This window comes from Altererythrobacter sp. GH1-8 (assembly GCF_043702085.1).
Lineage (GTDB): Bacteria > Pseudomonadota > Alphaproteobacteria > Sphingomonadales > Sphingomonadaceae > Erythrobacter.
On record NZ_CP171690.1, the window covers coordinates 486,011 to 498,435 of the forward strand.

Genomic DNA, 12,425 nt, shown 5'->3' on the forward strand with positions numbered 1-12,425 from the left:
TTGTGATGGATTGGCAGGAGCAGGGCTTTCAAGCAAGCCAGTTGCCGGTTTAAAGGCATCGAATGGCTCGCTGGAGATACAACAGGCGCAAGCAACGCTGGTCGCGCTGGGCGACACCAGTGCTAGCGATTGGGCTTGTGGCGGCATGGTATCTCACCAAGCCACTTGTCGCGCCGCAGGAATGGGTCAAGATTGGTGCGCGCTTTGGGACATGCGGAGAAAAGGGGCGTCCTTTTCACTGCGTCAGCGACGGCGACACCGTGACGATCGGCTTCGGCGCCAATGCCCGCCGCATTCGTCTGACCGGGTTTGATGCGCCTGAGATCGCCGGGCGGTGCGATGCGGAGAGCACGCAAGCCTTGCTGGCTCAACGCGCTCTGCTCGATTGGCTGAACAAGGGACAGTTCGAATGGGATGGCGGCACCAGCCCGCCGCGCGATCGCTATGGCCGCGAGCTGCGTGCAGCGCGCCGAGTAAGCAGAGATCGCGAGATCCAGCATCTCGCTGAATACATGATCGACGTCGAGCTCGCAGAAGGCGGTGCCATCTGGGAGCGCCGCGATTGGTGCGACTAGCGCTCCTAAAGCCCGCCTGCTTCAGCCCCCTAACCCAACACGCATAAAAAAGGGGCCGAAGCTTTGAAAGCTCCGGCCCGTTCCAGGTGTTCGTTCGCAGGAGGAACGAGGTGAGGCGGGGAGAGGGGAGAGGAGAAGAAGTCTCTCCCCGCCAAACTTGATCATTCTTGCGGGTCGCGTCGCGAAAGGGGGAAACCGGTTCCCACTTTTCGCGCGACGCTCCCTTAATTGTAGGCGCGTTCGCCGTGCTCGTTGATGTCGAGGCCGTCGACTTCGACTTCCTCGGTGACCCTGAGGCCAATTACGAGCTTGACGATGTATGCAGCGATCAGCGTGCCGACAGCGGCCCACACGATGGTGACAAGCACGCCGTGGGTTTGCGTCCAGAGCTGCGCACCGACCGAAGTCGAGCCATCGCCAGGGCCTCCGAGGAAAGGCTGATAGACAAGGCCGGTGCCGATTGCGCCAACGATGCCGCCGATCCCGTGGATGCCGAAAGCATCGAGCGAGTCGTCATAGCCCAGCTTTGCCTTTACCTTGGCTACGAAGAAGTAGCAGACGACCGAGCTGGCGATGCCGAGCAGGATTGCCCCGAACGGGCCGCTGTTGCCAGCTGCCGGAGTAACGGCAACCAGACCAGCGATAACGCCCGAGCAGAAGCCGAGGGCCGAACCTTTGTGACCGGCAAGACGCTCGATAACCATCCAGGTCAGCGCACCAGCAGCGGTTGCAACGAAGGTGTTGAGCATGGCGAGGCCTGCGAAGGCGTCGGCTTCCAGAGCCGAGCCTGCGTTGAAGCCGAACCAGCCCACCCACAGCAAGCCCGTGCCGACCATGGTCAGGGTCAGGCTGTGCGGCGGCATCGGCTCTGCCGGATAGCCGCGGCGCTTGCCGAGCAGGTAGGCGAGGACCAGGCCAGAGACACCGGCGTTGATGTGCACCACGGTGCCGCCAGCGAAGTCCAGCGCGCCCTTTTCGAACAGATAGCCGCCGCCCGCCCAGACCATGTGCGCGATCGGGAAGTAGACGATGGTCAGCCAGATCGGCACGAAAGCCATCACAGCGGAGAACTTCATGCGTTCTGCCGTCGCCCCGAGGATCAGCGCCGCGGTAATCGCAGCGAAGGTCATCTGGAAGCTGATGAAGACGAATTCGGAGATGACTTCATCCGAGAACGTCGCGGCCGTGCTTTCGTACGTACTCGCCGTCAGGAAGGCGTTGCCCCAGCTGTAGAAGGCATTGCCTTCAGGACCGAAGGCGGTCGAATAGCCCCACATCACCCACACGATCATCGCAAGCGCAGCGGTGGCGCCGATTTGCGTCATGGTGGAGAGCATGTTCTTGGAGCGTGTCAGGCCGCCATAGAACAGCGCGAGACCGGGCAGGATCATGAGCAGGACCAGCAGGGTCGAGGTCATCATCCATGCGTTGTTGCCCGGGTTGGGCACGGCGGGCGCGGCTTCTGCCGCCGCTTCGGCCACTTCGGCAACGGCTTCAGCCGCTTCGGCGACAGGCGCAGCGGCGAAAGCCGGGTGCGCCATGACCACGCCGCCCAAGGCAAGCGCAGCGAAAGAAAGAATCTTGCGGTTCATCAGTGAAGTCCCCTTCATCACAGCGCAGTTTCGCCAGTCTCGCCGGTGCGAATGCGTGTCGCGTTGGCAAGGTCGAGCACGAAGATCTTGCCATCGCCGATGGCGTCCGTGCTGGCGGTCTGCTGGATGGTCTCAACCACCTGAGCGGCGATATCGTCGCTTACCGCGACTTCGATCTTCACCTTCGGCAGCATGTTGGTGGAGTATTCCGCGCCGCGGTAGATTTCGGTCTGCCCTTTCTGGCGACCAAATCCCTTCACTTCCGACACGGTCATACCTGCAACGCCGATGCCACCAAGGGCCTCGCGGACGTCGTCTAGCTTGAACGGTTTGATAATGGCGATGATGAACTTCATCCGTGCCCCCTTATTGTTTCGGGCCTTCGGTCTTTCAGCGACACCCGGCTTTCGCAGGTGCAGCAAGAGGTGTGCCAATTTGCGGAGTCGCAGGGGAATCCAGAAGTTAACGAGAAATTACCGGCGTCCCCGAGGGAATTGCTGCCTATAATTTGAGCGCGTGATTACTTTTTGGGCAATAGTATACTTGACAAAGCAGCCTATGATTCGCACCATTGGGATGCGTGACAGGCTGACATAATCAAGGGTTGCTGTTGCCTAGAAATAGGCAGAGAAAATGGCGAAGGCCGATGAGAAGGTAATCGAGATAACGCCCGCTATGATTGAGGCGGGGGTTTCCGTTTTGGATGAAGAGGGGGTTTTTGTTTCTGACCCGTACTCGCTTGTTCGCCGGGTTTATACTGCCATGGTTCGCTAAGGGCGAACTCCACATCATCAGTTTCCCTGTCCGGACGCAAGAACGCGCCTAAGATTAGCAAAATCCGCCCAAGGTCTTCTGCGGCGGCAACAAGAGTGTATGCCGTGATCGGCGTTTCCCTTATGGCGCTCTTGTTTAGAACGCTCTTGCGATTTCCTGTGACGGGAGGGCTTTGAGAAAAGTCCGCGCGTTGATGTAGTACGTCATTCCTAAATTGCGCGATGATGGAGAGTTGTTGGAAGGCTTTGTCTAGTTCCTTTGGAAATTTTTGCCCTTTCGCCTGGTAAATGCGTCGAATGTTAGTCATCGCCTTGTCGGTGCGCAGACCAGAAAAAATCGCGAGAGATACTTGCTTATCAACTCCGGCAGTTTGCTCAAGTAAGCTTCTAACCGTATCTTCAACGATAGAAAACAGGTGGATGAAGTTCCCAAGCCCACTAAAGAAAAACTTTTTTAGTTCTTCGTTCGACATGTTTAGGAGTGGATCATCTGGCATGACAGACACCAATCAAAAGAAAGAAGACGAAGTGCTTAGGCGGATGCTGAAGACCAAGCCTAAGCCGCACAACAAAAAAAGCGGGGCCGACCGCAAGGCCGACCCCACCAAGTTTATGAAGCGCTCAAGCCAGTAATATGGCCGCCACGCTTGCCGGTATTGATTTCAGAAACGCGGCCCTGATTAAGGCCGAACATTGCCGCAATATCGTGCTGGTAGTGCCCCTCGCGGAGCAGCGCCCAAATCTTGCGGATAGTTTCATCATTCAGTTTCGTAGCCATGTATCGTACCTTTCAACATGGTGCGATCTGAAGGCTTGACGGGCACATGGGATGCGTCCAATACGGGCGCTGTCAGGTCGTACCAGCCTCGCACCTTCAGAACAGTTTCTGCGAGGTTATCCTGATCAGAAGACCCACCGCGCCAACGGTGGGTTTTCGTCTTTTCAGGACAATCAACTTTGTAGCAATGCAGGTTTCGGGGTGATTCGCTAGAAGTGGCGGCGATTTATCCCCGCTGATTTTCTCAACGAAAAGAGTCAGTTGCGAGTTCAGCGCCTACGCCTTTCCCCCTTGAGCGGGGTGGGCTTCAGCTTCTTAGGCTGCGACTGCGCCAATCCGCCGATAGGTAAGGCGCTTGCCGGAGATGCCCTTGAGGGCTTCATCGGAGCGTTCAAAGTCTGACAGCTTGCGCGTGTTGTAACGGAAGTCGAACTCCGTGGTGTAGCGGTGCAGGTGAGCCTCGCTAACGTGGTGATAGACACCGACAATGCCGCGCTTGAGAATGGAGAAGAAGTTTTCGACCGTGTTGGAGTGGAAAACGCCAGCGCGGACATATTCGCCAAGCGAGTGCTTGACGACACCGTGTCCGGTGAACTCCTTGCCTACGGCCTTATAGCCGGGGTGGTCGTCGGTCATGATCCAGCTACCGCGATCCACGGTGGTCACGAGAGCATGGCGCAGGGTGTTGCCGTTGACATTGGCAACATGGAACGAACGAACCTTACCTTCGCGCTCAACAAGGGAGACGACAGGCTGCTTGCCCTTACCGGCGAACTGGCGACCGAGACGCTTGCTGGCGTGCTTGTTGGTTTCCTTGCCGCCGATATAGGTTTCATCAGCTTCAACGGTCTTTCCAAGGCCACCTAGCGGGGTGTTATCGGTATCGGTCATGGCTTCACGGATGCGGTGCATCATGAACCAAGCGGTTTTGTAGGTAACACCAAGCATACGGGCCATCTGGTGGCCGCTGATGCCCTTCTTTGAGGCACAAAGCAGGTGAGTGGCGAGCAGCCACTTGTTGAGCGGAACCTTTGAGGACTCGAATACGGTGCCAACGGTGACAGTGTATTGCTTGCGGCAGCGATTGCACTGGACAACGCCTTTACGAATTACGCCTTCAGGGTGTGCTTTGGTCTTGCGGCCCTTCTGAGGGGGGAGACGCTTTGCTTCACCTGATCCGCAATGAGGGCAGACAGGACCATCGGGCCAGTGAATGCCTTCAAGGTGCTCACGGGCTGCATCTTCAGATTGGAAGCGAGGGGCAAAAATATCGACTGCGTTTTCCATAGCAGTTTGATGCCAAACAGCCCCTGCTTTGTCAAGTATACAATTGCCACTTTTTGGGCAGCGACAGCTGCGCATACACGGGCAAATGGTCGGATGCCTGAGCAGCCAGCGCACTATGGTGTACGCCGCCGTCCACAAAGCTCCAATGCGGCGTCGTCACGATCCGGTCGAGCCGCGCAATCGGCTTGCGCGCCGGATAGCTCGCTCCGGGCGCCAATTGCTGCCAGCCCATGCCGAACTCCCGCATCGCGCCCGTCAGCCGACCCCATTGGTTGAAATCCCCCATGAGCACAGTCGGAAAACGCTGGCTCTGCTCTGCATGCCAGTCGACAAGTGCGCGGATCTGATCGCGACGCCTCAGGCCTGACAGGTCAAGATGTGTCCCTACCACTGTAAAGCGCGGCCCCCCATCCACGCTCAGTTCGGCAAACACCGCGCCGCGTGGCTCCAGTGTCGGCAGGTCCAGCGCACCGGCCGCAAGGCAGCGAAAACTGCGCCGGACAAGGAGCGCGTTGCCGTGCCAGCCAAGGCTCTGCGTGCGCCGCGCAACCGGGATCGCAAGCCACGGCGTGTCATCAAGCAAAGCGCGCGGCAGGACGCTGGCTCGCGGCCCGAAGCGCCTATCAACTTCCTGCAGGGCAATGACGTCCGCATCCACCTCGCGCAGCACACGCAGGATCCGTTCCGGATCGCGCAGACCGTCAGCGCCGATCGCCTTGTGGATGTTATAGGTTGCGAAGGTGAGTTCCACCCGCTTGCAATGCCCTTGCGCTATTCGCCAGCGATGTAGCGATCGGTTGCACGCGTCGGCAAGCCATCGATGCTCTGCGTCCTTGTTGCCATCTTGGCCTCCCATTCCGCCGGATCGGACTGTTTGTGCGCTTTCTGCAGCGTCATCCGCTCGTCCTTGTACTCCATGAACGGCACGCCCCAGCCGCAACTGGTCTGCACACTTTCGACATCAATGACGAAGATCTGACGCGTGCCGGGCAGCAGCGTGAAATGGCTTGCAAGCTCTTTCCACTCTTCATCCTGCGGCAGCACGGCGCGGCCCTTGCCGTAGATACGCAGGATCAGCGCGGGCCGGTCAAAGTTGCAGAACATGATGGTGATGCGGCCATCCGCGGCCAGATGCGCATGGGTCTCATTGCCGGAACCGCCAAGATCGAGATAGGCGACTTGAGTCGGGTTGAGCACGCGAAATGCGTCATAGCCCTTGGGGCTCAGATTTATCCTTGCGTCCTCAGCTGCTGTCGCGACGAAGAACACCGGCTGTTTTTCGATCATCGCGACATGCTTGTCGTCCAGAGTATCGGAGAAATCAGCCATCAGAGGAAGTCCTTCAACGTAGCAATAAACCGCTCGAACTGGTCGTGGTGGAGCCAGTGGCCGGCCTGTTCGAACTCGATCAATTCGGCGTTGGTGAAATGCTTGATCCGCCCGTCCTTTGCCGGGTTGGAGGCCCAGCTGTCCGCGCCGTACAGCAAGAGCGTAGGAGCGGTAATCGCGCCCCAGATCTGCTGCAGGAATTCATCCGCGATGTCTTCCACCGCCCAGACATTGAGATGCGGGTCGAACTTCCAACTATAAGTCCCGTCCTCGTTGCGGTTGATGCCATGAATGGTGAGGTGGCGCGCCTGTTCCTCGGTGAGGTAAGCGTTTTCCTCGATCATCCGCGCAAACGCATCTTCAATGCTTTGATACTTGCGCGGAATACGGCCCGAGGCAGAGCGCTTCTTCCCGATCCACTCGGCAAACCTTTCGGGGTAAGGCGTAGCGCGCAGTTCCGCCTGACGTTCAGGGCTCGGGCCCAAGCCTTCGATCGCGACGATCTTCTTCACCATATCGGGAAACACGCCCGCATAGCGCAGCGCGACATTGCCGCCCATCGAATGGCTCACAATGGTAACAGGTCCGACACCAAGCTGGTGAACAAGCTGCGCAAGGTCATAAACCATGTCGTTGACGCGGTAATTTCCGTCCGAGACCCATTCGCTATCGCCATGACCGCGGTGGTCGAAGGCGACAACGCGCCAGTCCTCGCCAAGGGCCTCAGCGGTCCAGTCCCAGCTGCGCGCATGGTCACGCCCGCCATGCACCAGCACCAGCGTCGGCTTTTCCCGGTCATACTTGCTCTGCGCCCAATCGAGATAGCTCAGCTTCAGGCGCTGGCTAATGAAGGTCTGCTGTGTGGGTCCGGTGGCGGTCATGGCAAATCCATGGCGCGAACCCAGCTTGGCTGCAAGTCCGGCGTTTGCTTAACGTTCCTTGGTGGCGGAGAAAGTCAGTTCGGGGTTGTTTTCCGCCTGGTAATTCACGTCCCACGGACTCTTCGCCATGAATACGAGGTCTCCGTCGCGATCCTTGGCGAGGTTCGCGCGGTTGAAGCTGGCGAATTCATCGAGCGCCTTGCCTTCGCCCTTGACCCATCGGGCGGTCGCAAAGGGCGAGGCCTCCAGCCCTGCCTCGACCTTGTATTCCGCCGACAAGCGGCTGATCAGCACGTCGAGCTGCAATTGCCCGACGACGCCAACGATCCATTGCGCGCCGATTTCCGGATAGAACACCTGCAGCACGCCTTCCTCGGACAAATCGTCGAGTGCCTTCCTCAGCTGCTTGGTCTTGGTCGGATCCTTGAGCTGAACGCGGCGCAGGATTTCCGGCGCAAAGTTCGGCAAGCCGGTGAAGCGCACCTCGTTCTTCTCGGACAGCGTATCGCCCACCCGCAGCGTGCCGTGGTTGGGAATCCCGATAATATCGCCAGCCTCTGCCGTGTCCGCAATCTCGCGATCCTGCGCAAAGAACAGAATGGGCGAATGCACTGCAATGGGCTTGCCGAGACCTGAAGGCGTCAGCTTCATGCCGCGTTTGAAGGTACCCGAAACCTGCCGCATGAAGGCGATCCGGTCGCGGTGATTGGGATCCATGTTCGCCTGGACCTTGAAGATGAAGCCGGTGACTTCGTCACGTTCAGGACTGATATCCCCATCCGCGCTTGGTTGCGGCCGCGGCGGCGGGGCGAATTTCGCAATCGCCTCGATAATTTCCTCGACCCCGAATTGCTTCAAGGCACTTCCGAAATAGACCGGCGTCAGGTCGCCGTTGCGATAGGCTTCGAAATCGAACGGTGCATAGCCCTCGCGCGCCAGCAAGCCTTCCTCCGCGATGCGCGCCACGCCATCGGCAGAGAGATGCTCGGCCAGCACCGGATCGTCCGCGCCGCTGGTGTGGATCGTCTTGCCCTTGAACTCCTTGCCGTCGCCTTCAGGCAGATGCAGCGCGCCGGTCTCGAAATCATAGACGCCCTCAAACAGTCCGCCCATGCCGACCGGCCAGCTCATCGGCGCGGTGTCGAGCGCGAGCTTGTCCGCGATCTCGTCGAGCAGCTCGTACGGATCGCGCCCTTCGCGGTCGATCTTGTTGATGAAGGTGATGATCGGAACGCTGCGCAAGCGGCAGACCTCGAACAGCTTCAGCGTCTGCGGCTCGATCCCGGCGGCGGCATCGAGCACCATGATCGCGGAATCGACCGCGGTCAGCGTGCGGTAGGTGTCCTCGGAGAAATCCTCGTGCCCCGGCGTGTCGAGCAGGTTGAAGGTGATGCCGTCGCGTTCGAAGGTCATCACGCTCGAGGTGACGGAGATGCCGCGTTGCTGCTCGATCTTCATCCAGTCAGAGCGCGCGCGCCGGGCCTGTCCGCGTGCTTTGACCTCGCCCGCCAGATGGATCGCACCGCCGGTCAGCAGCAGCTTCTCGGTCAGCGTGGTCTTACCCGCGTCAGGGTGCGAGATGATCGCAAAGGTACGTCTATTGGAGGTCATGTCAGTGAGTCCAGCGGATTAGCCGCGCAGCTCCGCCCCCTGCTTCGCCGCAGCCGCCACAATCGCATCGGAGATCGCCTTCAGGTCTGTGTCCTTGTAGCTCTTGTCCTGCGGTTGCAGCGTGACTTCGAGCGCGATCGACTTCTTGCCTTCGGGTACGCCTTCGCCCTGGAACACGTCGAACACGCGCGCGCCGACGATGTTGCTCTTGTCCGCTCCGCCAACCGCGCGCACCAGATCGGCGGCACGCAAGTCCTGCGGCACGAGGAACGCAAAGTCGCGTTTCACCGCTTGCAAGGCAGGCGGCGCGTAGGAGCTACGCGCGAAGCTCGCATTCTTCTTCTCAGGGATCGCGTCGAGGAAAATCTCAACCGCCGCGACTGGCCCATCGACATCGAACGCCTTGAGCGTTGCTGGATGGAGCATTCCGAAACGCGCAAGCACGTTCTTCGGCCCCAACCGCAAGGTCGCAGACTGGCCGGGATGGAATTGAGAGCCAGCTTCACCCATGGTCATAAGGCTGTTCACCGGCGCACCTGCCTCTGCGAGCAGAGCGCGCGCGACTGACTTTGCATCATAGGCATCGAACCTGGTCGCCTTTCCGGAGAGCCAACGGCGCGCGTCCTTCTCGCCCGCCATGATCACGCCGAGCGTCGGTCGCTCGTCGCTCGCGCCATCCTTGCCGCGGAAGTAACGTCGCCCAATTTCGAACAGGCGCAAGCCGGCAGCTCCGCGATCGAGATTACGCTTGGCCGCGCTGATGAGGCCCGGGAGCAGCGAAGGCCGCATCACCTTCATGTCTTCGCTGATCGGATTGTCGAGCGTCCAAAGCTCTTCGCCATCGGCAAAATGCTCGGCTTCATCGGCAGGCAGGAAGGACCAGGTTACAGCCTCATGGAACCCGCTTGCCGCCGCCGCGCGGCGGAGCTTGCGCTCGATCACCTGAAGCGGGGTTGCGGTTGGACGCGCAACACCGTCAACACGCGGCAGCGCGACGCTTTCCACCTTGTCGAGACCATGGATGCGCACGACTTCCTCGACCAGATCAGCCGGGCCCTCGATGTCGTGACGCCGCAGCGGACAAGTGACTTGCCAGTCGCTGCCAACCTCGAAGTCGAGGCTTTCAAGAATACGCTTCTGTTCGTCGGGAGCGATGTCTACACCGCCCAGCTTTGCCGTCATTGCCGGATCGAAGGTGAGCACCTTCGGCGCGCTTGGCGGCGAACCTGCATGGACCTTCTCGCTCGCCGTCCCGCCAGCCAGCTCCACGATCAGGCCGGTCAGCAGATCGAGACCATCGTCCAGAAATGCGGGATCAACCCCGCGCTCGAAGCGGGTGCGCGCGTCGGAAGCAAGGCCAAGCTTGCGACCTGTCACGCCGATGCGCGACGGGGTGAAGTAGGCGATCTCCAGCAGCACGTCGCTCGTCTCTTCCGTGACGCCTGAGTCCTCGCCGCCCATGATCCCGGCAATGTCATGTACGCCAGCGTCATCCGCAATCACCGTCATGGTATCGTCGAGCGTGTAGGTCTTCTCGTTGAGCGCAAGTACCTCCTCGCCATCCTTCGCGTGGCGAGCCACCACTGCGCCGGTGAGCTTCGCCATGTCATAGGCGTGCGCCGGACGGCCATAGGCGAGCATCACGTAATTGGTGAGGTCGACCAGCAGCGAGATCGGACGCTGGCCCGCGCTGAGCAAACGCTGCTGCAGCCAGTCGGGCGACGGGCCGTTTTTTACCCCCTTGATGACGCGGCCATAGAAGGCCGGGCAGCCTTCCGGATCATCCGTGCGGATTTCGATCGGGCACGGGCCGGAGGCTTCGAAGGCAGGTATCGCAATCGGCTTCAACGTGCCAAGCCCCGCTGCAGCGAGATCGCGCGCGATGCCGTAAACGCCCATGCAATCCGGGCGATTGGGCGTGATTGCGACATCGAACACCGGGCTCGTGCCCTGATAGCTCGCGAAGCTCTCGCCAACCGGCGCATCATCCGGCAACTCGATGATGCCATCATGCTCATCGCCCAGCTCAAGCTCACGCACAGAGCACATCATGCCGTTCGATTCGACGCCGCGAATCGCGCTCTTGCGCAGTTCCATGCCGTTTGCCGGGACGACCGCGCCGGGCAGACCCAGCACGCCTTTCATGCCAGCGCGCGCATTAGGCGCGCCGCATACGACCTGCAGCGGATCGCCGTCTCCGGTGTCTACAGTCAGAACTTGCAGCTTGTCCGCATCGGGATGCGGGGCAGCGGTCAGCACTTTCGCGACGCGGAATCCCGCAAGCTTTTCCGCCGGATCCTCAAGCCCTTCGACTTCGAGGCCGATAGCATTCAGCGTATCCGCGATTTCCTTTGGCAAGGCATCGGTTTCGAGATGGTCTTTCAGCCACGTGAGCGAGAACTTCATGAGGCCGCTCCCACACCTGCCGACAGAGTCGGCTGATCGAACGGGCTGAAGCCGTAGTGGTCGAGCCAGCGCACATCGCCGTCGAAGAAAGCGCGCAGATCATCCATCCCGTATTTGAGCATCGCGAGGCGATCGACACCCAAGCCCCAGGCGAAGCCCTGCCACTCATCCGGGTCGAGCCCTGCCATTTCGATCACGCGGGCATTGACCATGCCGCTACCAAGCAGCTCCATCCAGTCGTGACCTTCATCATCGCCGTTGCCGCCGACAACGCGGCGCCCACCTTCATTGGCATAACCGACGTCCACCTCCACGCTCGGTTCGGTGAAGGGGAAGTAGCTCGGGCGCAGGCGCAGAACGATATCGTCGCGCTCAAAGAAGGCCTTGAGGAAGGTCTCCAGCGTCCACTTCAAATGGCCGAGGTGAATGTCGCGGTCGATGACCAGGCCTTCGACCTGGTGAAACATCGGCGTATGCGTCGCATCGCTGTCCGAGCGATAAACGCGGCCCGGCGCAATGATACGGATCGGCGCACCATGCTCCACCATCGACCGGATCTGCACGGGCGAGGTGTGCGTCCTCAAGAGCATGGAATTACCGTTCGCATTTTCTGTCTGGCCTATCGCTTCGCTACTTGAGGCCTTGTCCGGGAAATAGAACGTGTCGTGCATGGCGCGCGCGGGATGGCTCTCATCCATGTTGAGCGCAGTGAAATTGTGCCAGTCGTCCTCGATTTCCGGGCCTGTCGCGACCGCAAAGCCGAGGTCGGCGAAGATTTCCGAAAGCTCGTCCATCACCTGGCTTACCGGGTGGACCGAACCGCGCGGGGCCTCCACCGCCGGCAAAGTCATGTCGAGCGTTTCGCTTGCGAGCTGCGCTTCGAGGGCCGCGCTCTCGAGGGCTTCCCTCTTCGCTTCGAGCGCATCGGCGATTGCGCCGCGCGCCGCCTGGATCGCAGGCGCTGCTTCAGCGCGCTCTTCCGGGCTCATTGCCCCAAGCGTCTTCAAGGCGAGACTCACCCAGCCCTTCTTGCCGAGCGCGGCCACGCGCTGTTCTTCCAGCGTCTCAAGCGTTTCGGCTGCGGCAATCGCACCGAGCGCTGCGTGTTTCTGTGATGTCAAATCGGTCATGGCGTTCGTGTTTCTCAGTCAAGCGGGCGCGCTAGCGGGAAATGGCCCGCTTTCCAACCTTGA

General features: G+C 60.2%; 13 protein-coding genes. 2 read left to right on the forward strand and 11 right to left on the reverse strand.

Features of this window, described 5'->3' with window-relative positions:
• Nucleotides 1-62 precede the first annotated feature (62 nt).
• On the forward strand, nucleotides 63-575 hold the full coding sequence (locus ACG9DO_RS02355; RefSeq protein ID WP_394730122.1) for a thermonuclease family protein: 513 nt from the start codon (nucleotides 63-65) through the stop codon (nucleotides 573-575).
• Nucleotides 576-799: 224 nt separating this feature from the next.
• On the opposite strand, the gene ACG9DO_RS02360 is transcribed toward ACG9DO_RS02355, so the two are convergent.
• The 3 genes from ACG9DO_RS02360 to ACG9DO_RS02370 form a co-directional block, all read right to left on the reverse strand.
• Nucleotides 800-2,167 (reverse strand): ammonium transporter, encoded by a 1,368-nt coding sequence (locus ACG9DO_RS02360; RefSeq protein WP_394730123.1) that lies wholly within the window; start codon nucleotides 2,165-2,167, stop codon nucleotides 800-802.
• A gap of 17 nt (nucleotides 2,168-2,184) precedes the next feature.
• Nucleotides 2,185-2,523 carry a P-II family nitrogen regulator gene (locus ACG9DO_RS02365; protein WP_394730124.1) on the reverse strand — a complete coding sequence of 113 codons (339 nt, stop codon included), beginning with the start codon at nucleotides 2,521-2,523 and terminating at the stop codon, nucleotides 2,185-2,187.
• A gap of 317 nt (nucleotides 2,524-2,840) precedes the next feature.
• Nucleotides 2,841-3,413 (reverse strand): hypothetical protein, encoded by a 573-nt coding sequence (locus ACG9DO_RS02370; protein WP_394730125.1) that lies wholly within the window; start codon nucleotides 3,411-3,413, stop codon nucleotides 2,841-2,843.
• A gap of 22 nt (nucleotides 3,414-3,435) precedes the next feature.
• On the opposite strand from ACG9DO_RS02370, the gene ACG9DO_RS02375 reads away from it, so the two are divergent.
• The gene (locus ACG9DO_RS02375) at nucleotides 3,436-3,573 is read left to right on the forward strand and encodes a hypothetical protein (RefSeq protein ID WP_394730126.1); all 138 of its coding nucleotides are present in this window, start codon (nucleotides 3,436-3,438) and stop codon (nucleotides 3,571-3,573) included.
• On the opposite strand, the gene ACG9DO_RS02380 is transcribed toward ACG9DO_RS02375, so the two are convergent.
• From ACG9DO_RS02380 to pheS, 8 genes are all read right to left on the reverse strand, one after another.
• A complete protein-coding gene (locus ACG9DO_RS02380) occupies nucleotides 3,551-3,718 on the reverse strand; it encodes a hypothetical protein (RefSeq protein ID WP_394730127.1) in 168 nt (55 codons plus the stop codon). The genes ACG9DO_RS02375 and ACG9DO_RS02380 overlap by 23 nt on opposite strands.
• Before the next feature lie 315 nt (nucleotides 3,719-4,033).
• Complete coding sequence (locus tag ACG9DO_RS02385; RefSeq protein WP_394730128.1) at nucleotides 4,034-5,005, reverse strand: IS1595 family transposase; 972 nt, start codon at nucleotides 5,003-5,005, stop codon at nucleotides 4,034-4,036.
• Between the two features lie 31 nt (nucleotides 5,006-5,036).
• Entirely contained in the window at nucleotides 5,037-5,756 is a 720-nt protein-coding gene (locus tag ACG9DO_RS02390) for an endonuclease/exonuclease/phosphatase family protein (RefSeq protein ID WP_394730129.1), read from the reverse strand.
• A gap of 20 nt (nucleotides 5,757-5,776) precedes the next feature.
• On the reverse strand, nucleotides 5,777-6,334 hold the full coding sequence (locus tag ACG9DO_RS02395) for a pyridoxamine 5'-phosphate oxidase family protein (protein WP_394730130.1): 558 nt from the start codon (nucleotides 6,332-6,334) through the stop codon (nucleotides 5,777-5,779).
• On the reverse strand, nucleotides 6,334-7,215 hold the full coding sequence (locus tag ACG9DO_RS02400; RefSeq protein WP_394730132.1) for an alpha/beta fold hydrolase: 882 nt from the start codon (nucleotides 7,213-7,215) through the stop codon (nucleotides 6,334-6,336). Before ACG9DO_RS02400 ends, ACG9DO_RS02395 begins: the two co-directional genes overlap by 1 nt.
• 48 nt (nucleotides 7,216-7,263) lie before the next feature.
• The gene (locus ACG9DO_RS02405) at nucleotides 7,264-8,826 is read right to left on the reverse strand and encodes a peptide chain release factor 3 (RefSeq protein ID WP_394730133.1); all 1,563 of its coding nucleotides are present in this window, start codon (nucleotides 8,824-8,826) and stop codon (nucleotides 7,264-7,266) included.
• Nucleotides 8,827-8,844: 18 nt separating this feature from the next.
• Nucleotides 8,845-11,232, reverse strand: coding sequence for a phenylalanine--tRNA ligase subunit beta (gene pheT, locus ACG9DO_RS02410; protein ID WP_394730134.1), 2,388 nt, complete (start codon nucleotides 11,230-11,232; stop codon nucleotides 8,845-8,847).
• Nucleotides 11,229-12,362, reverse strand: a complete 1,134-nt coding sequence (pheS, locus tag ACG9DO_RS02415) for a phenylalanine--tRNA ligase subunit alpha (RefSeq protein WP_394730135.1) — start codon at nucleotides 12,360-12,362, stop codon at nucleotides 11,229-11,231. Before pheS ends, pheT begins: the two co-directional genes overlap by 4 nt.
• Nucleotides 12,363-12,425: the final 63 nt, after the last annotated feature.

Excerpts from the sequence above, each read along its gene's own strand:
- ACG9DO_RS02375 (WP_394730126.1), top strand. The coding sequence starts at position 3,436 with ATGACAGACACCAATCAAAAGAAAGAAGACGAAGTGCTTAGGCGGATG.
- ACG9DO_RS02370 (WP_394730125.1), bottom strand. The coding sequence starts at position 3,413 with ATGTCGAACGAAGAACTAAAAAAGTTTTTCTTTAGTGGGCTTGGGAAC.
- ACG9DO_RS02360 (WP_394730123.1), bottom strand. The coding sequence starts at position 2,167 with ATGAACCGCAAGATTCTTTCTTTCGCTGCGCTTGCCTTGGGCGGCGTG.
- ACG9DO_RS02380 (WP_394730127.1), bottom strand. The coding sequence starts at position 3,718 with ATGGCTACGAAACTGAATGATGAAACTATCCGCAAGATTTGGGCGCTG.
- ACG9DO_RS02400 (WP_394730132.1), bottom strand. The coding sequence starts at position 7,215 with ATGACCGCCACCGGACCCACACAGCAGACCTTCATTAGCCAGCGCCTG.
- pheT (WP_394730134.1), bottom strand. The coding sequence starts at position 11,232 with ATGAAGTTCTCGCTCACGTGGCTGAAAGACCATCTCGAAACCGATGCC.
- ACG9DO_RS02405 (WP_394730133.1), bottom strand. The coding sequence starts at position 8,826 with ATGACCTCCAATAGACGTACCTTTGCGATCATCTCGCACCCTGACGCG.
- ACG9DO_RS02365 (WP_394730124.1), bottom strand. The coding sequence starts at position 2,523 with ATGAAGTTCATCATCGCCATTATCAAACCGTTCAAGCTAGACGACGTC.
- ACG9DO_RS02385 (WP_394730128.1), bottom strand. The coding sequence starts at position 5,005 with ATGGAAAACGCAGTCGATATTTTTGCCCCTCGCTTCCAATCTGAAGAT.
- ACG9DO_RS02355 (WP_394730122.1), top strand. The coding sequence starts at position 63 with ATGGCTCGCTGGAGATACAACAGGCGCAAGCAACGCTGGTCGCGCTGG.
- pheS (WP_394730135.1), bottom strand. The coding sequence starts at position 12,362 with ATGACCGATTTGACATCACAGAAACACGCAGCGCTCGGTGCGATTGCC.
- ACG9DO_RS02395 (WP_394730130.1), bottom strand. The coding sequence starts at position 6,334 with ATGGCTGATTTCTCCGATACTCTGGACGACAAGCATGTCGCGATGATC.